This window comes from Flavobacterium sp. WC2509, assembly GCF_052683105.1.
The window spans coordinates 3,445,980-3,472,645 of the sequence record NZ_JBQZFG010000001.1 but is presented as its reverse complement, the minus strand read 5'-3'; the positions used below and the strand labels follow the sequence as shown (position 1 = coordinate 3,472,645).

At 33.4% G+C, this 26,666-nt stretch carries 16 protein-coding genes; 11 read left to right on the top strand and 5 right to left on the bottom strand.

Annotated elements, in window-relative coordinates:
• Window positions 1–115: 115 nt before the first annotated feature.
• Together rplS and ACUN3A_RS14480 are read left to right on the top strand one after the other, a co-directional pair.
• On the top strand, window positions 116–466 hold the full coding sequence (gene rplS, locus ACUN3A_RS14485; protein WP_445551990.1) for a 50S ribosomal protein L19: 351 nt from the start codon (window positions 116–118) through the stop codon (window positions 464–466).
• 285 nt (window positions 467–751) lie between these two features.
• Complete coding sequence (locus ACUN3A_RS14480) at window positions 752–2,989, top strand: NADP-dependent isocitrate dehydrogenase (protein ID WP_445551989.1); 2,238 nt, start codon at window positions 752–754, stop codon at window positions 2,987–2,989.
• 144 nt (window positions 2,990–3,133) lie between these two features.
• Here the strand turns inward: ACUN3A_RS14480 and ACUN3A_RS14475 are convergent, their stop codons facing one another.
• Window positions 3,134–5,602 carry a glycoside hydrolase family 95 protein gene (locus ACUN3A_RS14475; protein WP_445551988.1) on the bottom strand — a complete coding sequence of 823 codons (2,469 nt, stop codon included), beginning with the start codon at window positions 5,600–5,602 and terminating at the stop codon, window positions 3,134–3,136.
• Window positions 5,603–5,847: 245 nt separating this feature from the next.
• Here ACUN3A_RS14475 and ACUN3A_RS14470 point away from each other — a divergent pair, with 245 nt between their 5' ends.
• The 6 genes from ACUN3A_RS14470 to ACUN3A_RS14445 all read left to right on the top strand — a co-directional run bounded on the left by ACUN3A_RS14470 (window position 5,848) and on the right by ACUN3A_RS14445 (window position 13,522).
• On the top strand, window positions 5,848–6,438 hold the full coding sequence (locus ACUN3A_RS14470) for a TetR/AcrR family transcriptional regulator (RefSeq protein WP_445551987.1): 591 nt from the start codon (window positions 5,848–5,850) through the stop codon (window positions 6,436–6,438).
• Between the two features lie 248 nt (window positions 6,439–6,686).
• Complete coding sequence (locus ACUN3A_RS14465) at window positions 6,687–7,961, top strand: MFS transporter (protein ID WP_445551986.1); 1,275 nt, start codon at window positions 6,687–6,689, stop codon at window positions 7,959–7,961.
• 62 nt (window positions 7,962–8,023) lie between these two features.
• Window positions 8,024–9,133, top strand: a complete 1,110-nt coding sequence (locus ACUN3A_RS14460; RefSeq protein ID WP_445551985.1) for a helix-turn-helix domain-containing protein — start codon at window positions 8,024–8,026, stop codon at window positions 9,131–9,133.
• A gap of 199 nt (window positions 9,134–9,332) precedes the next feature.
• Window positions 9,333–11,735 carry a TonB-dependent receptor gene (locus ACUN3A_RS14455; RefSeq protein ID WP_445551984.1) on the top strand — a complete coding sequence of 801 codons (2,403 nt, stop codon included), beginning with the start codon at window positions 9,333–9,335 and terminating at the stop codon, window positions 11,733–11,735.
• A 4-nt stretch (window positions 11,736–11,739) separates the two neighbouring features.
• Window positions 11,740–12,573, top strand: coding sequence for a DUF4249 family protein (locus ACUN3A_RS14450; RefSeq protein ID WP_445551983.1), 834 nt, complete (start codon window positions 11,740–11,742; stop codon window positions 12,571–12,573).
• Between the two features lie 286 nt (window positions 12,574–12,859).
• Complete coding sequence (locus tag ACUN3A_RS14445) at window positions 12,860–13,522, top strand: thiamine diphosphokinase (protein ID WP_445551982.1); 663 nt, start codon at window positions 12,860–12,862, stop codon at window positions 13,520–13,522.
• Between the two features lie 95 nt (window positions 13,523–13,617).
• On the opposite strand, the gene ACUN3A_RS14440 is transcribed toward ACUN3A_RS14445, so the two are convergent.
• Window positions 13,618–14,586, bottom strand: coding sequence for a helix-turn-helix domain-containing protein (locus tag ACUN3A_RS14440; protein ID WP_445551981.1), 969 nt, complete (start codon window positions 14,584–14,586; stop codon window positions 13,618–13,620).
• Between the two features lie 90 nt (window positions 14,587–14,676).
• Between ACUN3A_RS14440 and ACUN3A_RS14435 the strand changes: the two genes are divergently transcribed.
• The gene (locus ACUN3A_RS14435) at window positions 14,677–15,846 is read left to right on the top strand and encodes an FAD-dependent oxidoreductase (protein WP_445551980.1); all 1,170 of its coding nucleotides are present in this window, start codon (window positions 14,677–14,679) and stop codon (window positions 15,844–15,846) included.
• Window positions 15,847–15,933: 87 nt separating this feature from the next.
• Here ACUN3A_RS14435 and ACUN3A_RS14430 read toward each other — a convergent pair whose 3' ends face one another.
• A complete protein-coding gene (locus ACUN3A_RS14430) occupies window positions 15,934–17,388 on the bottom strand; it encodes a glutamate synthase subunit beta (RefSeq protein WP_445551979.1) in 1,455 nt (484 codons plus the stop codon).
• 2 nt (window positions 17,389–17,390) lie between these two features.
• On the bottom strand, window positions 17,391–21,911 hold the full coding sequence (gltB, locus tag ACUN3A_RS14425) for a glutamate synthase large subunit (protein ID WP_445551978.1): 4,521 nt from the start codon (window positions 21,909–21,911) through the stop codon (window positions 17,391–17,393).
• A 411-nt stretch (window positions 21,912–22,322) separates the two neighbouring features.
• On the opposite strand from gltB, the gene sucC reads away from it, so the two are divergent.
• Complete coding sequence (gene sucC, locus ACUN3A_RS14420) at window positions 22,323–23,516, top strand: ADP-forming succinate--CoA ligase subunit beta (RefSeq protein ID WP_445551977.1); 1,194 nt, start codon at window positions 22,323–22,325, stop codon at window positions 23,514–23,516.
• 84 nt (window positions 23,517–23,600) lie between these two features.
• Here sucC and ACUN3A_RS14415 read toward each other — a convergent pair whose 3' ends face one another.
• A complete protein-coding gene (locus ACUN3A_RS14415; protein ID WP_445551976.1) occupies window positions 23,601–24,746 on the bottom strand; it encodes a geranylgeranyl reductase family protein in 1,146 nt (381 codons plus the stop codon).
• 312 nt (window positions 24,747–25,058) lie between these two features.
• Here ACUN3A_RS14415 and ACUN3A_RS14410 point away from each other — a divergent pair, with 312 nt between their 5' ends.
• On the top strand, window positions 25,059–26,624 hold the full coding sequence (locus ACUN3A_RS14410) for a protein adenylyltransferase SelO (RefSeq protein ID WP_445551975.1): 1,566 nt from the start codon (window positions 25,059–25,061) through the stop codon (window positions 26,622–26,624).
• Window positions 26,625–26,666: the final 42 nt, after the last annotated feature.

Genomic DNA, 26,666 nt, shown 5'->3' with positions numbered 1-26,666 from the left:
TATAATTCATAATCGAGAATTCATAATTATTTTTTACATTTGCACCCTCATTAGACCAACCTCTGGCGAAATCCGTGAATGTTGCTCTTTTTAAAAACCATAATAAAAAAACATCATGGCAGATTTATTGAAATTCGTTCAAGACGAATTCGTAACAAGAAAAGAATTCCCTGTATTCGGAGCTGGAGACACAATCACAGTTTACTACGAAATTAAAGAGGGTGAAAAAACAAGAACACAGTTTTTTAAAGGTGTTGTAATTCAAAGAAGAGGTTCTGCTAACACAGAAACTTTTACAATTCGTAAAATGTCTGGAGCAATTGGAGTAGAGCGTATCTTCCCAGTTAACTTACCAGCTTTACAAAAAATTGAAATCAACAAGAAAGGTGCTGTACGTAGAGCTAGAATTTTCTACTTCAGACAACTTACTGGTAAAAAAGCTAAGATTAGAGATAAAAGAAGATAGTTTACTACTTTCTTTAAAAATTAAAGTCCCATTTCGATACTCATCGAATTTGGGACTTTTTTTTTGATAATTTTAAGGCCTTAAAAATCATAATTCAAGAATCAAACACTACTAAAAATATCAAATTCAAAATATCACAGAATATGTGTTTAAAATTATTTTTTTATATTAAATTTAAAACACTTTTACATCATCATTTCTTATCTTTGCCCGCCTTATCTCAATCGTTTTCATTGCTAGTAAGGCCTTTTATAAACTTATGATTTAGATCAAAAAAATAAAAAAATGACATCAAAAGCTAAAATTTTTTACACACTTACAGACGAGGCTCCTTTATTAGCAACCTACTCTTTCTTACCAATTGTTCAAGCATTTACTGCTACTTCTAATATCGAAATTGAAACTAGAGATATTTCTCTTGCGGGAAGAATCTTAGCTAACTTTTCATCGTTTTTGAAAGAAGACCAAAGAATTGAAGATTCTTTATCTGAACTTGGGAAATTAGCAACTACTCCAGAAGCTAATATCATAAAATTACCAAACGTTTCTGCATCTGTACCGCAATTGAAAGCAGCTATCGCTGAATTACAATCACACGGTTATGCAATTCCAAATTTCCCTGAAACTCCACAAAACGATGCTGAAAAGGAAATTAAAGCAAAATATTCTAAAGTATTAGGTTCTGCTGTAAATCCAGTTTTACGTGAAGGTAACTCAGATCGTAGAGCACCAAGAGCTGTTAAGAATTTCGCAAAAGCGAATCCACACTCTATGGGAGCTTGGTCAAGTGATTCTAAAACAAAAGTAGCTTCGATGTCAACTGGTGACTTTTACGGAAGTGAAAAATCAGTTACACTTACTGAAGCAAATGATGCTAAAATCGAATTCGTTGCAAAAGATGGTACAACTACTGTTTTAAAAGCAAGTACTCCTTTGAAAGCTGGTGAAATCATTGACAGTTCTGTATTAAACATTACTGCTTTAAAAGCTTTTGTAACTGAAACTATCGCTGAAGCTAAAAAAGAAGGTGTATTACTTTCAGTTCACTTGAAAGCAACAATGATGAAAGTTTCTGACCCAATCATTTTTGGTGCTATCGTTGAAGTGTTCTTCGCAGCTGTTTTTGAAAAATACGCTGAATTATTCAAAAAATTAAATATCGATACTCGTAATGGTTTAGGTGACGTTTATGCAAAAATCGCAGGACAACCAGAACAAGCAGAAGTTGAAGCTGCACTTACACAAGCTATCGAAAACGGACCAGCTTTGGCAATGGTAAATTCTGATAAAGGAATTACTAACCTACACGTTCCATCTGATGTAATTGTAGATGCTTCTATGCCAGCTATGATCCGTACTTCTGGTCAAATGTGGAATAAAGAAGGAAAAGCACAAGATACTATTGCGATTATTCCAGACCGTTCTTACGCTGGAGTTTATACAGCTACTATCGATTTTTGTAAAAAACATGGTGCTTTTGACCCAACTACAATGGGAAGTGTTCCTAACGTAGGTTTGATGGCTCAAAAAGCAGAAGAATACGGATCTCATGACAAAACTTTCCAAATAAAAGCTGACGGAGTTGTTCGTGTAGTAGATCAAAACGGAACTGTTTTAATGGAACAAGTAGTTGAAGCTAATGACATTTTCAGAATGTGTCAAGCTAAAGATGCTCCTATTCAGGACTGGGTTAAACTAGCCGTAAACAGAGCACGTTTATCTGCTACTCCTGCTGTATTCTGGTTGGACGAAAACAGAGCTCACGATAGAGAATTAATCGTTAAAGTTCAAAAATACCTTAAAGATTATGACACATCAGCTTTAGATATTCGTATTTTGAATCCAGTTGCTGCAACTGAATTTACTTTAGAAAGAATCATCAAAGGTTTAGATACTATTTCGGTTACTGGTAACGTATTACGTGATTATTTAACTGATTTGTTCCCAATTCTTGAAGTTGGAACTTCAGCAAAAATGTTATCTATCGTTCCATTAATGAATGGTGGTGGTTTGTTCGAAACTGGTGCAGGTGGATCAGCTCCAAAACACGTTGAGCAATTCATTGAAGAAGGTTATTTACGTTGGGATTCTCTTGGAGAGTTCTTAGCTTTGGGAGCTTCTTTAGAGCATTTAGGACAAACATTAGACAATGCTAAAGCAATTATTTTATCAGAAACTTTAGATGAAGCTAATGATAAATTCTTGGCTACTGATAAATCTCCTGCTCGTAAAGTGGGACAAATTGACAATAGAGGTTCTCACTTTTATTTAGCTTTCTACTGGGCTCAAGCTTTGGCTGCTCAAACAAAAGATGCTGAATTAAAAGCCATCTTCGCTCCTATTGCTGCTGAATTTGAAGCTAACGAAGCAAAAATCAATAGTGAATTAATTGGTGCACAAGGAAAAGCACAAACAATTGGTGGTTACTACCAACCAACACCTGAATTGGTTAGCAAAGCGATGCGTCCAAGCACAACTTTCAATACTATTTTAGATAAAATTACAGCATTGAAAACTGCTTAATTTATCTTAGTTTATATATTTCAAAAGACAACTCGAAAGGGTTGTCTTTTTTTTTATACAATCATTTAAGCATTCAACAAAAGTCATTTTAAATTAATAAATCACAAGAAACAATCTATTATATCAACTGTTGCTTTTTAAAAATTATTTTGATTTAAAAACATACGTTTTTCCAGCTTCAGTATTGAAATCATACAGTTGGGTATTAGGAAGTTTAAAACCATTTAAAACTGCTTTTTGAGCAATTAAAGGCTCTTTGATAGTTTCTACTTGGTAAAAAGAATTTGTATTTTCTCCTTTGGCAATATTTAATTCTGCCTCTCCTTTTAATTTCACATCTGATGCGATACGCAGTCTACAGTTTCCTCCTAAAGTCGATTTTATAGTTAGTTGTTTTGCCTTACCATTTTCCCATTCAATAGCAACTTCAAAACCTCCTCTAGCTTTTAGACCTGTGACTTTACCATTTTTAAAATCATCTGGCAAGGCAGGAAGAAGATAAATAGCGCCATCATAACTTTGCAGCAACATTTCGGTAATTCCTGCTGTACAACCAAAATTACCATCAATTTGAAAAGGTGGATGAGCATCTAAAAGATTTGGATATGTTCCTCCAGATTGTCCTTTTATTTCTAAAGGAGCTGGACTTAATTGATCTTTTATTAATTTAAAAGCTCTATTGCCATCCAATAATCGAGCCCACCAATTTACTTTCCAACCCATAGACCATCCTGTTGAAACATCTCCTCTTGAAATCAATGTGTTTTTGGCTGCTTCAATAAGTTGTGGTGTTCTAAATGGTGAAATTTGTCCAGACGGAAACAATCCATATAAATGGGAAATATGACGGTGGTGGTCATTAGGCTTATCCCAATCATGAAGCCATTCCTGCAATTGAGAATACTGCCCTATTTGCATTGGAGGCAATCTTTTTAACGCAACCGATACTGAATCAGCAAAAGATTTATCTGTTTCTAAAATTTTAGAAGCATTAACAATATTATTAAAAGTATCAAAAACCAACTGATTATCCATTGTTGTTCCTGCTGAAACGCCCACACTTTTCTCATACGTATTTTCTGGAGACATTGACGGAGCTACAACTAGCCATTTATGCTCAGGTTCTTCCTGAAGTACATCAAGATAAAATTGAGCAGCACCTTTAAGAACAGGATAATATTCCTTTAAAAATTTACGATCACCTGTAAAAAGATAATGTTGCCACAAATGTTGTGTAAGCCATGCACCACCCATTGGCCAAAGTCCATAAAATCCACCATCTACAACTCCTGTCATGCGCCATAAATCGGTATTATGATGCATATTCCAACCTCGGGCATGATACATTTCTGATGCGCTTTCTTTTCCAGTTACTGACAAATCTTTCAGCATACTAAATAAAGGCTGATGCAATTCACTCAAATTCGTAATCTCAGCTGGCCAATAATTCATTTCGGTATTAATATTTACCGTATACTTACTATCCCACGAAGGATTTAATTTATGATTCCAAATTCCCTGAAGATTGGCTGGCTGATTTCCTGGCTGTGAACTCGAAATCAATAAATACCTTCCGAATTGAAAATAAAGCCCAACCAATTGTGGATCATAAGAAGTAGCAAATTCCTTAATCCTCACATCGGTTGTTTTATTAGACTGAGGGGAATCACCTAAATACAATGATACTCGATTAAAGTATTTTTGGTAAGCCTTTATATGACTTTGAAAAGATTCCGCATATTTTTTTTTAGATGCTTTCGCTAAAACAGCAGTAGTTATTTGGGTTGGATCAGCAGAAAGATCTTTGTAATTTTTAAAATTGGTAGCTATAGCGATACGAATAATGACCTCATCAGCATTTTTGATTATTAGCTTATCAGCGGTAGCGGTTAAGTTTCCACCTTTTAATGTACATACTGCTTCTCCAACAAATTTTACTTTGCCTGTTTTATTATCCACACTTGCTGTTGTACCTTCAAAAAAAAGTTTCTTATTTTGAGTTCTAAAATTACTCAACACCTGCGGACTTGTTGCTGATAAAGAAAAACTAATACTTTTTTTCTTATCAGCAGTTAACTTCACCAAAACAATATCATCAGAAAAAGAAGTTAACAGCGTTCTTTTATAAGTAACTCCATCTACTTTATAACTTACAGAAGAAACTGCATTTTCTATATCCAAATCTCTCTTATATTCTGAATAATTCTCATGACCAGGAAATTCAATCCATAAACTTCCAACAGTTTGGTAAGGCATTCCATAGTTTAAATCTTTGGGAGCCACTCTAGGAAATGTAGTGTTTGCCAAATCTTGAGCTTCTTTATTTTTTCCCTCAAAAAGCAATTTTCTAATTTCTTCTATATTTAAAAATACATTTTTAGGAACATTATTACCTGGTTCCCCAGCCCAAACGGTTTCTTCATTTAGCTGAAGTTCTTCTTTTTGAGGATTACCAAAAACCATAGCTCCCAAACGACCATTACCAAGCGGTAAAGCTTCATTCCAATTTGTAGCGGGTTTATCGTATTCAAGTTTTAATTTTTGCTGTGCAATTCCTTGAAAGATACTTGTAGAAATCAATAAACAACTTGCTATAATTTTAATTTTATTCATTTTCTAGTAATATAAATTTGAATGTATTATTTTTTTTTAAACAACTAATTACTAGTAATTAACTAAACCATTATTAACACATTAGGCTTAACAAACACTAAAAATCTTCATAGTTGGATTGCAATTTAATTCTTAATAACGAAACTATCAATCTCCTTTTCATTTGATTTGTGATTAAAAAAACATTCATAACTAAGCGAACATTCATTTATATTTAATACTTTTGCTTCATTAAAAAATAAAAAATGAGAACTAGAGATTCCAATAAAGAAGAAATTGTCAAACAAAAAGCCATTGAATTGCTTGTAGAAAAAGGAATTGAAGGTTTTAGCATGAATCGATTGGCAAAAGAATCAGGGGTTTCAGTTGCTACTTTATACATCTATTATTCGGACAAAGACGATTTAATAAAGAAAATTGGAATCGAAATTGGACACAGTTTCTTTAGTGAAATGGGCAAAGATTTTTCACCAACGATGCCTTTCAAAGAAGGTTTACGAAAACAATGGGAAAACAGATCTCGATTTGCGCTAAAACATCCGTTGAATGTTGCTTGTTGGGAATTGTTAAGCCATTCCAGTTACAGAGATTTTATCTTAGAAGAAAGTCTATCCGATTTCAAAATCATAATGGGAAGTTTTTTCAAAAATGCTATAGATAAAAAAGAATTAATTCCAGTTTCTGTAGAAGTATTTTGGAGCATTGCCTACGGACCTCTATATTCTTTATTACGCTTCGAGAACGAAGGCAAAAATTTTGGAGGAGGGCCTTTTAAACTCACTCAAGAAATAAGTGAAGAAGCATTTGAATTAGTTATAAAAGCATTGACCCCCTAAAATAATGAACCATGGAAAACCATTTAGAAAATGTATTGGTTTTTGCAACCAATATAAAAACCGAAAATGATAAGCAAAAATAATAAATACTCTGGACAAACATTCCGAAATCCATCAATGGAATATTGACCAAGAAGATATTGACTGTGTTTTGCGAATTGTAAGCAAAACATTATCCGAAGAACAAATAATTGACCTTATTGATAAACACAATTTTGAATGTGTTGCATTAGAATAAACAAAAGAAAATGAAAGAAAAAAATACTCCGTCAATCCCTTTTACATCGTATCAAAAACTAGCCGTTTTTTTACTGGCAATTACACAATTTACCGTAATTCTAGATTTTATGGTTATGTCTCCTATGGGAGATATTCTGATGAAATCGCTGGACTTAAAACCTGCCAGTTTTGGTTTAGTAGTTTCTGCATATGCCTTTAGCGCAGGAATTTCAGGTTTACTAACAGCTGGTTTTGCTGATAAATTTGACCGAAAAAAATTATTATTATTTTTCTACATTGGTTTTATTGCAGGAACCATTTTATGCGGAATAGTGACTTCCTATTATTGGTTGGTAGCCGCAAGAATCATCACTGGTTTATTTGGAGGCGTTATTGGTTCCATCTCTATGGCTATTGTTGCCGATTTATTTAGCCTTCAGCAACGAGGAAGAGTGATGGGATTTATACAAATGGGATTTGGCGCCAGTCAGATTTTAGGTATTCCGATTGGTTTGTATATTGCTAATGCTTGGGGTTGGCATGCTCCATTTCTATGGGTTGCCACAATGGCTGGCATTATTGCTTTGATTATAGCCGTTAAATTACAACCAATTACAAAACACTTAGAGATACAATCAGACAAATCAGCATTTAAACACTTAATACACACCATTGCAAAAAAAGATTACCGAGTTGGTTTTACAGCCACGGCTTTGCTTTCCATTGGAGGTTTTATGTTGATGCCATTTGGTAGTGCTTTTGCCATAAATAATTTAAAAATAACCGAAAATGAATTACCAATGTTATTCATGATTTCGGGTTTGTCTACATTAATAGTAATGCCGTTAATTGGGAAATTGAGTGATCGAATAGACAAATACAAAATATTTGCATTTGGTTCTTTATGGACCATTGTAACGATTGCAATCTACACAAATCTGGGAGCTACTCCTTTTGTAATAGTTGCATTGGTAAATGTACTAATGATGATGGGAGTTATGGGGCGTATGGTACCTTCAACAGCATTGGTAACAGCAATTCCAGAAATGCAAGACCGAGGTGCTTTTATGAGTATCAATTCGTCTTTGCAACAAATAGCAGGTGGAATCGCAGCAGCTTTTGCAGGAACAGTCGTTATTCAAAAAGATAAATTTAGTCCATTAGAACATTACAATACTTTAGGAATTATAATTATTTCAATTTCTCTTATTTCTATACTATTGATGTATCGTGTAAACAAACTTGGGAAAAAAAGAGCCAAAGAAAAAGTTGAAGATCTTCCTTTAGCAATTCAGGAAATATAGAGAGTTTTATAAAAAGCATTTTTAAACCTTTTAGAATCCTTAAAAAACTCTTTTAAAATAGTATGGATAACATATTAGCCATTATAATTCCAGGAGCTTGTTTGATGTTAGTATTTATGTTATTTATTAATATACATAAAGCGAACATCAATGCCAATAAATGGCTAACACTATTTGTTCTTTGTTTATTTATACAAAATAGCAACAGTGTTTTATTTCAACTGAAAAATAATTCGCTTTATAAGATTATTGAAATCTCGAGTTTCTTTATTTCACCACTATTCTATTTAAGTGTTTCTTCTTTTATAAACCCAACAAAAAAATGGAGACCAAAATGTTTTTTACATTTTGGTTTAGCATTTCTCTTTATAGTTTTCACTTTTTTTCTAAAACCTTCTAGTACTATTACCTCAAATATATTGGGATTAATTTCTCTAATTTTCAATTGTCTTATTGGTATTCAAGTTATTGGCTATTGTTATTTATGCTTTAAAAAAATAACAAAACACCAAAAAGACATAAAACTTTTTTCTTCAGCCATAGAAAGTGTTGATTTAAAATGGCTCAAAAACATAACATTGGCGGTAATCTTTCTAGCACTATATTGGGCAACTGGTATTATATTTCAAGTTAAAAACGAAAATGAATATTACTATCTCTTTTTAGAAATCATAAACCTTTTTATCATTTTTTATATCGCGTACTATTCTTTAAAACAAAAAGAAATTTACCCTTATTCTAAAAAAGATAAAAAAGAATTAAAAGAGATTATCATCGAATCTTTAATTCCAGAAGAAAATAGAAAAAAGATAATTGAAGATGAAAAATTAGAATTCATCAAGTCCGAATTACTACAATTAATGCAAACAGAAAAGCCTTTTTTAGATTGTGAATTGAGTTTAATTAAACTTGCCTCGAAATTAAATATTACTTCCCATCAGCTTTCGTATGCAATCAACTCTGGATTTCATGAAAATTTTTATCAATTTGTCAATCGCTATCGCATTGAAGAAGCTAAAAAATTATTGTCTACTCCAGAAATGAATTACCTGAACTTACTTGGAATTGCCTTTGAAGTTGGTTTTAATTCAAAGACCGTTTTTAATACTACATTCAAAAAAGTTACAGGAAAAACACCTTCTGAATTTAAAAAAAGTTGTTCCGATTTATAATTAAGAACACTCAACCCACTATTATTATTGATTTTTGCCTAATAACATCAAACCTTTAACAATGAAAACATTAGCAAAACTCATTCTCTTTCAATTCAACAGCCCTAGTACAATAAGCTGTTTATTAACAATAAATTAACTTCCACTATGTAATAAATAGTACAAAAGCACGTCTAATTTACAACTCAAAACCCTTATAATGATTTTTAAGAAATTTATTCACACAACCCTCTTCTTATTGAGTGCATTAACTGTTTTTTCGCAAGAAACGAACAATGCCGACACTAACAAACAAAAACTCACCATTAGCGGAACCATTACGGATGCCAAAAGCAACGAAACCTTGATTGGTGTAAACGTTTATTTTCCTGAATTAAAAATAGGAGCTTCTACCAATGAATATGGCTTTTATTCCCTCACTTTACCCAAAGGCGATTATGATGTTATAATTAGTTATGTAGGTTTTCAAAATATTACCGAAAAAATTTCATTGACCAAAAGCGTTAAAAGAAACTTTTCACTTAAAGAATCGGGAAATGAATTAAAAGAAGTAGTAATTAATTCCGAAAAAAATACTGCTAACATTCGGAAACCTGAAATGAGTGTCAACAAATTATCCATTGCCACTATCAAAAAAATGCCCGTTGTTATGGGAGAAGTCGATGTTATCAAATCGATTTTATTTCTGCCCGGAGTTACCAACGCCGGTGAAGGACAATCAGGTTTTAACGTTCGTGGTGGTGGTGCCGATCAGAATTTGATACTTTTAGACGAAGCAATGATTTTTAACTCTTCGCACGTTTTTGGTTTTTTCTCTGTTTTTAATCCAGATGCTATCAAAGATTTAAAATTATACAAAGGCGGAATTCCTGCTAAATATGGAGGACGAGCTTCCTCAGTATTAGATGTTTATCAAAAAGACGGAAACAGTAATGAATTTCATGCAAATGGTGGTATTGGTCTAATTACTAGCCGAATCCTTGCGGAAGGTCCTATTGTAAAAGATAAAGGCTCTTTCTTAATTGGAGGTCGTGCTTCTTATGCTCACCTATTTTTAAAATTAGCCAACAATGACAATTCAGCCTATTTTTATGATTTAAATACAAAGCTGAATTATAAATTCAACCCAAATAATAGCATGTATCTTTCTGGATATTTTGGGAGAGATGTCTTTTCTTTAAATGAAACTTTTGCAAATACATACGGAAATGCAACTTTAAACTTGAGATGGAATCATCTTTTCAGTGAGAAATTATTCTCTAATCTATCGTTTATCTACAGCAATTACTATTATGGATTAACGCTTGATTTCCTTGGATTTAATTGGGATTCCGGAATTAAGAATTACAATTTAAAATATGATTTCAAACATTATATAAGTAATAATATCAAACTAAATTACGGAGTTAACTCTACCTATTACGACTTCAATCCTGGTACTATTGACCCAAGCGGTTCTAATTCTACAATCAACTATAAACAATTAGAAAAAAAATACGCTTCTGAAAACGGTATCTACATAGAAGCCGAACAAATCTTAACGGATAAATTAGCTGTCAATTATGGTGTACGCTATAGTTCATTCAGGAGATTGGGAAGTTCAACAGTCAACCTATACACAAATAATCAACCTGTAGCTTACGATTCTGATTTGAAAATTTACGAAAAAGCAACACCTATCGGAACAGTTTCGTACAAAAAAAACGAAAGCATCGCTGATTATGGCTACTTTGAACCTCGTCTTTCAGTAGCTTACGAACTGAATAAAAATCAATCCGTAAAAGCTAGTTACAACCGCATGGTGCAATACCTGCAATTAATTACCAATACTGCTTCCCCAACTCCTCTTGATGTTTGGACGCCAAGTGATAATTATTTAAAACCACAAATTGCAGATCAAGTAGCGGTTGGGTATTTCAATAATTTTAAAGACAATAAATACACTTTAGAATTAGAAAGCTTTTATAAAAAAATCCAAAACAGAATGGATTACATTGATGGCGCAGATTTAATTGCCAATGAAGCCATTGAACAGGTAGTTCTTAACGGAGAAATGCGATCTTATGGTCTAGAAGTATTGCTTCGAAAAAACAGTGGCAAATTGAACGGATGGATTGCTTACACCATTTCCAAATCGCAACAAAGAACACCTGGAAGAACACCAGACGAAGTCGGAATCAATAACGGCGAATGGTACCGTTCTGCTTATGACAAATTACACAACTTAGCTGTTACCGCAAATTATACCTTAAGCGAAAAATGGAATTTTGGAGGTAATTTTACCTTACAATCAGGACAACCCACAAACTTTCCTAACGGACAATATGTTTACCAAGGAATTACTGTGCCAAACTATGGAGTACGAAATGCAAGTAGCTTACCCATCTATAACCATTTAGATGTTTCAGCAACTTACACTCCTAAACCATATAAAAATAAAGGTTGGCAGGGCGAATGGGTTTTTAGCATTTACAACATCTATAACCGAAAAAATGCCGCTTCAATCAGCTTTAGAGAAAATGCAGATACTGGCGCAAACGAAGCTGTGAGACTATCTATTTTTGGAGCCGTGCCTTCAGTTTCTTATAATTTTAAATTTTAATACAATGAAAAACATAAAACTATTCATAACCCTTCTAATCACTTCTTTCACTGTTATCAGTTGTGAAGATGTAGTCAATGTCGATTTGGAAAATGCTGCTCCAAAACTAGTTATAGACGCCTCTATAAAATGGGAAAAAGAATCAAAAGGAAACTTTCAACAAATCATATTAACCACAACTACCGACTATTATTCTAACACAATTCCAGTTGCCACAGGAGCTGTCGTGACTGTTACCAACGTTTCTTTGAGCACTCCAGTCACCTATAAATTTATCGAGGACGAACAAACAGGAGAATATAACTGTAACGACTTTGTTCCTATTATTGGCAATAATTACACCCTTAACATAACCTACAAAGGGCAAAATTACACCTCTACTTCTACTTTTATGCCCACTCCAGATATCCTAAGAATAGAGCAATCTATAAAACCGGGGATTGAAGGCAAAGATGTATATGAGATCAAATACTACTTTCAAGATAATGGAGCCGAAGATAATTTTTATTTCATAGGAGTAAAGAATAAAAACATCGCTTATGCTGAATATAACGTTCTTACTGATGAATTTTCCCAAGGTAATGAAATGTTTGCCTTCTATCGTAGTGACGATATCAAAAAAGGCGATCTAATCGAATTTGGTCTACAAGGAATCACAGAAAAATACAGTAATTACATGACCAAATTACTTAATACAACAGGAACTAATAATGGACCTTTTGCTACAGCACCAGCAACTTTGCGAGGAAATATCATCAACCAAACCAATTCTGATGACTATCCATATGGCTTTTTTCAACTTTCAGAAATAGATACCAAAACTTATACTATTCAGTAGCTAATCCAGCTATTCATTACAAATAAACCAGTTTTATAAACAGTTTAGTAAAGGTTTCAAGGAACTTCCGTTGGTCGTTCTTGTAACCTAACTAAACTAAAGTTTATAACACTGGTTTATTTTTCATTACTATCTGGGCTATTGATTGAAGATTAACGGTTTTAGATTTAAGATATTTCATAACTTTACAGAAAATTTAGGTAAAAATCTAAATTCAAAACCCCATATCCTATTCTAATATTCTTCACTCTGAAATCAAAAATCAGAATTCTAAAATCAAAATCAAATGTCATCACACCATATCGTTCGCGACGACCAAGAACCTGCTTTAATCATTGCTAACGGTGCCTCCTGCAATCCCGAATTATTAGGGCAGTTATTAGAATGGTCTCCGTTGGTAATTGTACTCGATTCGGCAATGGAACGAGTAATGGAATTAGACATTAAAGTAGATGTTTTATTGGGTGATTTCGACCGAGGCTTTGATCCAGAGATATATAAAACCACACAATATCCCCTTGAAATTATATACACCCCAGACCAAGACAAAACCGACTTAGAAAAAGCATTTGATTACCTTATCGAAAGAAAAATACCCGCAGTAAATGTCGTTTGGGCTACAGGAAAACGTGCCGATCATACGCTAACTAACGTTACCAACATAGTTCGATATCGAGATTTGCTAAAAATTGTAATTCTCGACGACCATTCCAAAATATTTTTACTTCCAAATAAATTTGAAAAATGGTACACCGCAGGCACACCAATTTCTCTAATACCTGTTGGAATTGTAAACGGAATCTATTCTCAAAATTTAAAATATACTTTAGAAAATGATACCCTTACTATGGGCTATCGAACAGGATCCAGTAATAGTGTTGCTCAAGACGGACTTGTTGTCTTAACTCACACTGATGGTGATTTGTTGCTTATGGAATGTATCGATTAAAATTTGGAGTTATAATTACTCAAATTAAAGACTTAGCAAGTAAATAATTATCTTCAGTTCTAAATATTATATTTGTGGACCAATTATAAAAGCAACTAAGTTTCCATAGAATACTTTTTTGGTTTTACCCCAATATGCGTTTCAAAAAGTCTGGTAAAATGACTCAGATTACTAAAACCCATTCGGAAACCCACTTCAGAAACTGATAATTTATGTTCTCGAAGTAAAGCAGCCGCTTCTTGCATTCGGAACGATTGAAAATAATGAAAAAGACTGATCCCAAATATTTGCTTAAAAAGGCGTTTGAGTTTTGATTTGCTAAAATTAATCTCTGAAGCTAATGCGTCTAGATTTGGTGAAACATCCAATTGCTTCAACATAGCATCTCTAATTTTATAAATGGCTTGCACATCATCTACATTCAATGCAGATATAGCTGTATTTTCCCTTTTCAGCAATTCAGCAATCAATAGACATACCAATTCTTCGGCTTTTACCTTATAATAAAAAGAAGCTAAATTGCTTGGAATTGAATTTGACAACATTTCAAAAGCCACTTTTTGTATGCTAGCTGGTAACAATTCTTCAAACAAAAAAGACTGCTTTTGGTTTGTAATAGTATCCAAAATAGTATTTTGATAATCTACTTTTAGCAATTCTTTCAAGTACGCTATTTCAATCCCGATTACAATAGAATTGAACAAAGTCTTACTAGGATAAAACTGATCTCCATTTATATTTCCAGAAAAAAGCTGAACAGACTGACGTAATTTCATATGGGTAAGTGAGTCTTTATTTTCGATATTTCTTAAAAAGATATTATGAAATTTAAAGATTACTACTCCAGTAATATTTTCCTCAATAGTTCTTTTTATAAGCAAATCTTCCTTCAACTCATAATCTTGAATCATCATTCTAAGACTCGAATTAAATTTGAAACGCTGTAGAAATCCTTTTCCAAATTGCTTTGGAATAATAACTCTACCACTATCATCAACCGTCATGTTCAACTTATCTGTAAAGCTTTTCCATGAACTGTTCCCCTCTTCTATTATTATTTCCATTAATGATCCTTTAGGACTAAATTAAGAACAAATGTAGCTATTTTGTCTTATTAGATTATTTTAATTTTATATCATATTAAACAATCTAAAATGAATTTACTAAATAACAAAGGAATCGCTATCATTGGTGGAGGACCAGGCGGACTCACATTGGTAAGACTTTTACAAAAAAAAGGTGCTACTGTAAAAGTATATGAAAGAGATTTCAATAAAGAAGTAAGAGTGCAGGGAACAAGATTAGACTTACACAAACACTCGGGATTAAAAGCACTAGAAGAAGCTGGTTTGATGGATGCCTTCAAAGCAAATTATAGAAATGATAATGAACGAACTCGCATTGTGGATGAACATACTAACATTTTATTTGACGAGAATAATGAGAATATGGGTAATTTTGGAGACGAATGGTTTAGCCCCGAAATAGAACGTGGGACATTACGAACTATTTTATTGGATTCTCTTAAACCCGATACCGTTGTTTGGGATAGTCACATTATTTCTCTAGAAAAAAAAGATGACGCTTGGGAAATTATTTTCGAAAATGGAAACAAAGCAAATGCTGATATTATAATCGGGGCTGATGGCGCAAATTCTAAAATTCGCCCATTTGTGACCCCAATCCAAGCCTTTTACTCGGGAGTTACCATTTTACAGGCAACTATTGAAAATGTTGATGAAAATGCACCAAATATTAATGCCTTTTTTAAAGATGGAAAAATTATGGCTCTGGGCGATTCAAAAACAATAACTGCAGTAAGTGCCAAAGGTGACGATAATCTGAAATTTGCTCTAAGCTGGAAAGAAGAAATAAATTGGCTTGAAGAAAATGGTATTAATTTTAAAAATGGTAAACAAGTTTTGGAATGGTTCAGAAAAACCTACTCCAGTTGGAATCCAATTTGGAAAGAACTATTTGAAGCAGAAAATACAATATTCATTCCAAGGCCCCAATACTGCATGCCTTTAGACCAATATTGGGAAGCACAACCAAATATAACCTTACTAGGCGATGCAGCACATTTAATGCCTCCATTTGCAGGCGAAGGGGTAAATATGGCCATGTTTGATGCTTTACAATTAAGCAAAAGTTTAACCAACGGAAAATTCATGGATTTAAAATCGGCAATAGCCCATTATGAAAAAGAAATGTTTTCCCGATTTGCCGAAATAGGAAAGCAAACACTAGACAACACCAATTGGATGCATTCACCCAAAGCATTAAAAAAAATGACAAAATTATTCATCAAAGCTGAAAGATGAGCAACTTTTTTCAGGACGAGACATTGCCAAAAAAAATCCCTTGATAAAATGTATTATCAAGGGATTTTAAATTTAGTATTTCAAATATTATAAAGCAGGTAAATCACCATTACCTTTAGTTGGTAAATTGCTATAACCCATCAAATATAAATCAACTTCTCTTGCAGCTTCACGGCCTTCAGAGATTGCCCATACAATTAGAGATTGTCCTCTTCTCATATCTCCAGCAGTGAAGATGTGAGGAACATTCGTTTGATAGTTAGTAGCTTTATAATTAGTTCTAACATCAACTTCTAAACCTAATTGCTCTGCTAATGTTTTTTCTGGACCTGTAAAGCCTAAAGCTAACAAAGCCAAATCACAAGGCCAAGTTTTCTCTGAACCTTCTTTTTCAATTAATTCTGGTCTTTGTCCTGGAGTTAATTTCCATTGAACTTCAACAGTTTTTAATCCAACTAATTCTCCTTTTTCATTAGCAAGGAATTCTTTAGTATTAATTAACCAGTTTCTATCACATCCTTCTTCGTGAGATGAAGATGTTTTCAACTGTAAAGGCCAAAATGGCCAAGGAGTAGTTTCGCTTCTTCCGATTGGTGGTTTTGGCATGATTTCAAAATTAGTCACCGATTTTGCTCCGTGTCTGTTTGAAGTACCAACACAATCTGATCCAGTATCACCACCACCGATAACGATAACATCTTTTCCAGTAGCTAATACTTGATCTTCAATTTTTTCACCAAATACAACTTTAGTTTGTTGTGTCAAGAAATCCATTGCCTGAACAACACCTTTACTATCTGCTCCTTTAGTTGGCAAACCTCTTTTTTCAGTAGCTCCACCACATAATACGATAGAATCAAAAGCATTTAATTCTTCAACACTATAGTTAACACCTACGTTCACATTTGTTTTAAAAATGATTCCTTCAGCTTCTAGTATTAATACACGTCTGTCAATAATTCCTTTTTCCAATTTGAAATTTGGAATTCCATAACGTAATAAACCTCCTATTGCATTGTCTCTTTCAAAAACCGTAACAGTATGTCCTGCACGATTTAATTGTTGAGCAGCTGCTAATCCAGCAGGACCTGATCCAATAACTGCAACTGTTTTTCCAGTTCTTACTGCTGGAGCTTGTGGTTTAATCCATCCTTCAGCAAAACCTCTTTCAATAATATTTTTTTCAATATTCTCGATAGCAACTGGTTCTTTTATTATTCCTAGAACACATGATTTCTCACATGGTGCAGGACATAAACGACCTGTAAATTCTGGAAAGTTATTTGTTGATTGTAAAATTTCCAAGGCACTTTCCCATTCTTCCTGGTGCACCATGTCGTTAAAATCAGGAATTAAATTTCCTAACGGACATGAGCTATGACAAAATGGAATTCCGCAATCCATACATCTAGAACCTTGTTCTTTGATTTTTTCTTTTGTTAACGGAATTGTAAACTCATTATAATTTGTAACTCTTTCTTGAACAGCAACGTTACTTTCGTCGGCTCTATTATATTCTTTAAATCCTCCTATTTTACCCATGACTATTGTTGTGCTATTAATTCTTCAATTTGCTTTTCTTCTGCCAATCTTTGTAATGCCTTTTTGTAATCTGTTGGCATTACTTTAATGAAATGTTTGCTCTCATTTTCCCAATCTCCTAATATGCGTTTCGCTAAAGGGCTATTGGTGTACATAGAATGATTTTTGATTAAGTGTTTTAATTTCGCTAAATCATCTTCTTCTAATGTCTCTAAGGCAACCATTTCCATATTGCACAATCCATTTTCAAATTTCTTTTTGTCGTCATATACATAAGCAACACCACCGCTCATACCAGCTGCGAAGTTTCTACCTGTTTTTCCAAGAATAACTACTGTTCCTCCTGTCATGTATTCACAACCGTGATCTCCAATTCCTTCAACAACAGCAGTAGCTCCAGAGTTTCTAACAGCAAAACGCTCTCCAGCCATACCGTTGATGTAAGCTTCTCCGGTAATTGCACCGTATAAAGCAACGTTACCAATGATAATATTATCTTCAGGTACAAAAGTAGCTGTAGGTGGTACTTTGATAATTAATTTCCCTCCAGAAAGCCCTTTTCCTAAATAGTCATTACAGTTTCCATGAATTTTAAATGACAATCCGTTAGTTGCAAAAGCTCCAAAACTTTGTCCAGCAGAACCTGTAAAGTCAACAAGAATAGTATCTTCAGGCAATCCTTGAGAACCATATATTTTTGAAATCTCATTACTTAAAATCGCACCTACAGAACGGTCTGTATTTTTGATATCAAATGTAACTCTTGTTTTCTCTTTTCTATAAATAGATGGAATAGCCGCTTTTATAATATCAAAATCAAGTACATTTTCTAATGCGTGATCTTGAGTAGTTGTATTGTGATTTGGAACTGTTTTCGCTTTCTCTGGTTTGTAAAGGATGGTAGACAAATCTAATCCATTCGCTTTATAATGTTTAATAGCTTTATTAACATTTAATTTTTGAGATTGTCCAACCATTTCTTTCAATGTTCTGAAACCAAGTTGAGCCATAATTTCTCTCAACTCTTCAGCGATAAAGTACATGAAGTTGATGATATGTTCAGGTGTTCCTTTGAAATTTTTTCTCAATTCAGGATCTTGTGTTGCAATACCTACTGGGCAAGTATTCAAGTGACAAGCTCTCATCATGATACAACCTGAAGCTACAAGAGGAGCAGTTGCAAAACCAAACTCTTCAGCACCAAGTAAAGCAGCGATAGCTACGTCACGACCTGTTTTCAATTGACCATCACATTCTAAAACTACACGACTTCTTAAATCGTTCAAGATTAAAGTTTGTTGTGCTTCGGCAAGACCGAGTTCCCATGGAATACCTGTATGTTGTAATGAAGTTAATGGTGCAGCACCAGTTCCTCCATCGTATCCAGAAATTAAGATAACGTCCGCTTTTGCTTTAGCAACACCGGCAGCAATTGTTCCAACTCCAACTTCGGCAACTAATTTAACGTTTACTCTAGCTTCTCTGTTAGCATTTTTTAAATCAAATATCAATTGAGATAAATCTTCAATAGAATAAATATCGTGGTGAGGTGGAGGAGAAATAAGACCTACATAAGGAGTAGAATTTCTTGTTTCTGCAATCCAAGGCACTACTTTTTCACCAGGTAATTGTCCACCTTCTCCAGGTTTTGCACCTTGAGCCATTTTAATCTGAATCTCTTGCGCATTTGTCAGGTAGTTAATAGAAACTCCAAATCTTCCAGATGCTACTTGTTTGATGGCACTATTTTTAGAATCACCATTCAATTCTTTTTGGAAACGTTTTGGGTTTTCTCCACCTTCTCCAGAGTTAGATTTACCTCCAATTCTGTTCATTGCAATCGCTAAATTCTCATGAGCTTCCTGGCTGATAGATCCGTAAGACATCGCACCAGTTTTGAATTTCTTCACAATTTCAGTCCATGGTTCTACTTCATCAATAGAAATTGGGTCTAAATTGTTAAATTCAAATAAACCTCTAATAGTCATCAAGTTTTCACTTTGCTCGTTAACCATTTTAGAGTATTCTTTATAGCTTTCTGGGCTATTCAAACGAACTGCTTGTTGTAATTTTGAAATTGTAGTTGGATTGAACATGTGTTTTTCACCATTTCTTCTCCATCTGTAAATTCCTCCAATTTCTAAAGGCAATAAATTTGCAATTTTAGATTTTGGAAATGCATTTACATGTCTTTTCTTAACTTCTCTTTCAATTTCCATTAATCCAATTCCTTCTATTCTTGAAGGAGTATAAGGGAAGTATTTTGAACTAAAGGTTTTATTTAAACCTAAAATTTCAAAAATTTGAGCTGCTTTATAGGAATGCAAAGTAGAGATTCCTATTTTATTCATGATTTTCAGAATACCTTTTGCAATTGCTTTATTATAGTTTGTAATTGCATAATCTGCTTTTATTCCTGTAATAAAACCTTGATTTACTTGGTCATGAAGAATTTCATTTACCATGTAAGGATTGATAGCACTTGCACCGTATCCAAACAATAAAGCAAAATGATGTGGTTCACGTGGTTCAGCAGATTCGATTATAATACCAAATTTAGAACGAACTTTTAGAATGTTCAAAGAGTGGTGAATATAAGAAGTAGCTAACAACATTGGTATTGGAGCCATTTTTTCGTTTACTCCTCTATCTGAAAGAATAACGATATTGCATCCTTCTGAAACTGCTTTGAATGTTGCTTGTACACATTTTTCTAAAGCACGTTCCAAACCATTTACACCTTTTTCAATTTTATATAAAGTAGAAATAGTTACTGATTTGAAATCAGCATGATCGATACTTCTAATTTTATCCAAATCCTCATTAGAAATAACTGGGTTTTGAATTTTGATTTTTTTACAGTGAACATCAGTAATATCAAAGATGTTGTAATCTCCTCCAACTGCTAAACTCGTATCTGTGATTATTTCTTCACGAATACCATCCAATGGTGGATTAGTAACCTGAGCAAATAATTGTTTGAAATAGTTATATAATAATTGCGGTTGATCTGATAATATAGCAAGTGGCGTATCATTACCCATAGAACTCAAAGCTTCATTACCTTGCCCTCCCATTGGATTAATGATTGTTTTTAAATCTTCGATTGTATAACCAAACAAACGTTGTCTAGCTTCAAAATCAGTTTCTTCAGTTGGAATTGGATTATTCGTATAAGGAATTTGTGCCAATTGTAACATATTGTTATCTAACCACTCTCTATAAGGGCGTTTAGTAACTACTGAATGTTTGATTTCATCATCTTCAACAATACGACCTTCATTCATGTCCACTAAGAACATTTTTCCTGGCTCTAATCTTCCGTGTTGAATTACATCTTCTGGTTTTACATCAAGTACACCAATCTCTGATGACATGATAACAAAACCGCTTTTAGTCAATGTATAACGAGAAGGACGTAATCCATTTCTATCTAATAATGCTCCAATTACGTTACCATCTGTAAATGGAATAGAAGCTGGACCATCCCAAGGCTCCATAATACAAGCATTGTATTCGTAGAATGCTTTTTTCTCATCAGACATGGTTTTGTGTTTTTCCCATGCTTCAGGAACAACCATCATCATTACTTCTGGCAAAGAACGTCCAGTCATTAATAATAACTCAACAACCATATCCATAGAAGCAGAATCTGATTTTCCTTCTAAAATGATTGGGAATAATTTTTTCAAATCATCTCCAAAAACATCACTTTTCATTAATTCTTCACGAGCACGCATTCTGCTCACGTTTCCTCTTAATGTATTAATTTCACCATTGTGACACATATATCTAAATGGTTGTGCCAAATCCCAAGAAGGGAAAGTGTTTGTAGAGAAACGTTGGTGAACCAAAGCTAAACGGGTTACCAAATCGCTATCTAATAAATCAGTATAGTATCTACTGATGTCTTCTGGCATCAATAGACCTTTGTATATAATAGTAGTAGTAGAACAACTTGAGAAGTAAAACATATGACTTTCAGAAGTTCTTGAATTGCGAATCGTATGCTCAGCAATTTTTCTAGCCATAAATAATTTGGCGTTGAATTGTTGCTCAGTAATATCCTGACCATTTTTACCAACAAATACTTGTTTTACAGTTGGTTCTTTCTCGGCAGCTATTTGTCCTAAATTAGAAACATCCACAGGAACATCTCTCCATCCTAAAATAGATAGGTTTTGATCTTTTATTGCAGATTCAAAAGTTTCTTTGCAAAAGGCAACTTGGTTAGGGCTTTTTGGCATAAAAGTCATACCTACTGCATATTCTCTAACTTCTGGAATTTCAAAATCACAGACCTTCTTGAAGAAATCATGTGGAATATCAAATAAGATTCCAGCACCATCACCAGTTCTTCCATCTGAGCTTACCGCTCCACGATGTTCCAACTTGATAAGGATGTCTAGAGCCTTGTGAATAATATCATTAGACTTGATTCCATTCAAATTACATATAAATCCTGCGCCACAGTTGTCGTGCTCAAATTCGGGTAAATAAAGACCTTGTTCTTTAACTCTCATGCTTGATATTTTTTTTTACAAAATTAAAGATTTCATAACATATAACTAATGAATCTTGACTTAAGGTCTTATTTTTGCTATAAAATTAAAAATATAATATAAAATTGATAATAATGCTTATTTTTCACTTTTCAATTGATATATTATCAATAAATATTTTTCTGTTTTTTTAAAAGCAACTGTTTTTGTAATAAATATAGGGTAATACATTTTAGAGATAATTATTTTAACAAAATAGATGATTATTTTTAAATTTTATTTTTCAATTCCATTTAAAGCATAGGAATCAGTTTTTTGCTTTCAAACATTATAAGATATGAGTAAAAAAAGTTTTAATTAAATTTAATTTTGCTATTTTTGCGCCACTTTCGATATGAAATAAATTTTTAGAATCTAGTCAAAACATATATTATGAACATACACGAATATCAAGGAAAAGAAATTTTAGCTAGCTATGGCGTTCGCATTCAACGTGGAATTGTAGCTAATAGTCCAGTAGAAGCGGTAGCAGCTGCAAAACAATTAACTACTGAAACTGGTACTAGCTGGTATGTAGTAAAAGCTCAAGTTCACGCAGGTGGTCGTGGAAAAGGTGGTGGAGTTAAGCTTGCTAAAGGAATTGACAAAGTAGAAGGAATTGCAGAAGAAATCATCGGAATGCAATTAGTTACACCTCAAACTTCAGCAGAAGGAAAAAAAGTACACAAAGTTTTAATTGCTGAAGATGTATATTACCCAGGTGAAAGCGAAACTTCTGAATTTTATGTTTCTGTTCTTTTAAATAGAGGAACTGGACGTAATATGATCATGTATTCTACTGAAGGTGGTATGGATATTGAAGAAGTTGCAGAACACACTCCACACTTAATTTTTACTGAAGAAATTGATCCAGCTGTTGGATTACAAGGTTTTCAAGCAAGAAGAATTGCCTTTAATTTAGGTCTTTCTGGAAATGCTTTCAAAGAAATGGTAAAATTCATCGATGCATTATACAAAGCTTACATTGGTTCTGACGCTTCTATGTTTGAAATCAACCCAGTTTTAAAAACTTCGGATGATAAAATATTAGCTGTAGATGCTAAAGTAAATATCGATGATAATGCTTTATACAGACAAAAAGTATATGCTGATATGCGTGACATTCGTGAGGAAAATCCAATCGAGGTTGAAGCTAAAGAAGTAGGATTAAACTATGTAGATCTTGACGGAACTGTAGGATGTATGGTAAACGGTGCAGGTCTTGCAATGGCAACTATGGATTTAATTAAGTATGCTGGTTTTGAACCTGCAAACTTCCTTGACGTAGGTGGAACTGCTGATGCAAAACGTGTTGAAACTGCTTTCCGTATTATCTTGAAAGATCCAAACGTAAAAGCAATTTTGATTAATATTTTTGGAGGAATCGTTCGTTGTGACCGTGTTGCTCAAGGTGTTGTTGACGCTTACAAAAACATGGGAGATGCTATTAAAGTGCCAATCATTGTTCGTTTACAAGGTACAAATGCTGAAATTGCAAAAGAATTAATTGATAATTCTGGAATGCCAATTTTATCTGCAGTACAATTTCAAGAAGCTGCTGATCAAGTACAAGCTGCACTTTCTTAATTAAATAAGAAAAACTTATATATTGAAAATCCTGAGTGAAAGCTCAGGATTTTTTATTTTTAATTAAGATTATTTAAAAAACTATTATTTAAAAATTGTCTCTTTAATCTTTTTACTAATACTTGCTATGTAATCTTTAGGATAAGTTCTTTCCCCCATAAACAAATCAGTCATAGCTTCGGCAGAATACTGTCCGTATTTTTTTAAAATAATATTTCTAAAGCTTTTTTTACAATAAAATTGACGCGCAAGTATAGCACCTCTTTTAATTTCAGGCAAAATAGTAGTTTCTAATTTTTCAACATATAAAGTGGCAGCCTTTTCTGAATCTAAATTACTTTCTATAATAGCTTGAGCAGCTTGCACACCACTCAGAATGGCGTTCGAAATACCTTCTGCAACTAATGGATCTGCTAAACCTGCAGCATCTCCTGTTAAAAAAACATTTTTTTGCACAAAATAATCTGTTCTCGGTGTTACTGGAACGACAAAACCATGTCCTACTTCATTCAGTATTTCTGTAATCCCTAATGTTTTTAAATACTCAGCATAATAGTGTTTGAGATTCATTTTTTTATTGGTTTTCACCATAACTCCAACCCCAATCGAAAGATGATTTTTTTTAGGAAAACACCACCCGTATCCATAAGGAATAGCATCAATATCAAAACGAACCTCTTTAGACAATCGTTCAAAATCAAGTGCAGGAACTTCAACTTCATATTCTAATGCCGGAATGATTGTTCTCGTTTCTTTCCAGCCTGCTATTTTAGCTATTGGACTTAATGCGCCATCTGCAGCTATAATAAATTTAACACTAACATCTCCTTCAGTTGTATGAATCGTTTGAGTTTCTCCAAAAGTAATATCCAAAACTTTATGATTTTGCAATAAAGTAACTCCATTATTCCTGGCTTTTTCTACTATTAAATTATCAAAAGTATCACGCATAACCATGGTAACGATAGGATTTTCTCTTTTGGTAGTGATACAAGGGTATTTTTTAGAAAAATAAAGATCCATTGAATGGAAATTCTTTTCTACTACAGATGAAATATCAAACGGCATCTTTTTGAGACCTCGATAAACAAGTCCTCCACCACAAGTTTTATATCTTGGCAGGGTTTCTTTTTCAATAATTACAGTTGAAATTCCTGATTTGGATAACTCAAAAGCCGCAGAAGCACCAGCGGGACCACTACCAATAATCGCTACATCAAATGATTTCATCAGTTTTTATTGTAAAACTAAATTAATAATTTGTATTCTTCAAAATTATCTACAGCTAGTATTATACAAATAATTGGTTTTCTGTTTCAATTCAGACATTAATTTATTTTAGACTTCCATATCTATAACTATAATGATTTTGCATATAAAATAAAGTTATCATTAGGATTCGATTATCTATTAGATATGAAATATCTTTACGTATTATTAATTTAGTGAGAAATGAAATGAGCATGACCGAAAATAAGTAGTAAAAACTGATAGCATTCACGCGAATTACATACGACCAATAAAAAAAATAAATATCCCCATATGAAACTTCATATTCAAAATAATTTCACAACAGAACTACCTGCTGATCCAAGCGAAATCAATATTCCAAGACAAGTAGAACGAGCTTGTTTTTCATATGTTACACCAAAGCAACCTTCTAAACCTACTTTTATTCACGCTTCGGAAGAAGTAGCATATTTAATAGGATTATCTTCAAAGGATATAGTATCGGAGGAGTTTTTGAATGTTTTTTCAGGAAAAACTGTTTACCCAGAAACAAAACCTTATGCTTTACCTTATGCAGGGCATCAATTTGGTAACTGGGCTGGGCAATTGGGAGATGGTCGCGCCATCAATCTAACCGAAGTTGTACATAATAATCAATCCTATACTTTACAACTAAAAGGAGCAGGACCTACCCCCTATTCTCGTACCGCCGATGGTTTTGCCGTTTTGCGTTCTTCCATACGAGAACATTTGTGTGCCGAAGCCATGCATTATTTAGGAGTTCCAACGACGCGTTCACTTTCTTTGATGCTTTCTGGAGATGAAGTATTACGAGACATATTATATAACGGAAATCCTGCTTATGAAAAAGGCGCAATTGTTTGTAGAGTAGCACCATCTTTTATTCGTTTTGGTAGTTTTGAATTATTTTATTCTCGAAATGATCGTGTTAATCTCAAATTGCTAACCGATTTTACCATCAAACATCATTTTCCTGATATCAAAAGTGAAAGTGTAACAAAATATCTTGACTTTTTTCAAGAAGTTAGTCGAACAACACTAGATATGATTGTACACTGGCAACGCGTTGGCTTTGTTCATGGCGTGATGAATACCGATAATATGTCTATTCATGGCGTAACTATAGATTATGGTCCTTATGGATGGTTAGAGGATTACAACCCAAATTGGACTCCAAATACAACCGATAGAGAAAATAAACGATACCGATTTGGGAATCAGCCAGAAATTGCATTGTGGAATTTATACAAATTAGCAAATGCCTTATATCTTTTGATTAATGATGCAAAGCCGCTAGAGGAAATCTTAAACGCTTTTAGTGTTAACTATCAAAAAGAGTATTTGAACATGATGCGAAATAAACTTGGATTAAAAGTAACAAAAGAGGAAGATGCTATTTTAATTGAAAGCTTGACTGAATTACTTCAATTGATAGAAACAGATATGACCATTTTCTTTAGGAATCTGAGTAACATCCAAAAAACGGATACGGTAGAAGTTGCTTTTGATGTAATTAAAGAAGCTTTTTATAACGAGAAAGATCTTAATGCGTCTATTTTGGATAATTGGCATGTTTGGCTAGAGCATTACAAGAACAGAATCATTCAGGAATCACTGACCGATGCCGAAAGAAAAGAGCAGATGAATGCCGTAAATCCCAAATATGTATTGCGAAATTATATAGCACAACTATGTATTGATGATGCCGATAAAGGAGATTATTCATTACTTAATGAACTATTTGAATTACTCAAAAAACCTTACGATGAGCAACCTAACAGTCAAAAATGGTTTGCCAAAAGACCAGATTGGGCCAGAGATAAAGTAGGCTGTTCTATGTTAAGCTGCAGTTCGTAAATATTTTAGATTAATGGCTTTCAAAGTCGTCAAAATTGCAAA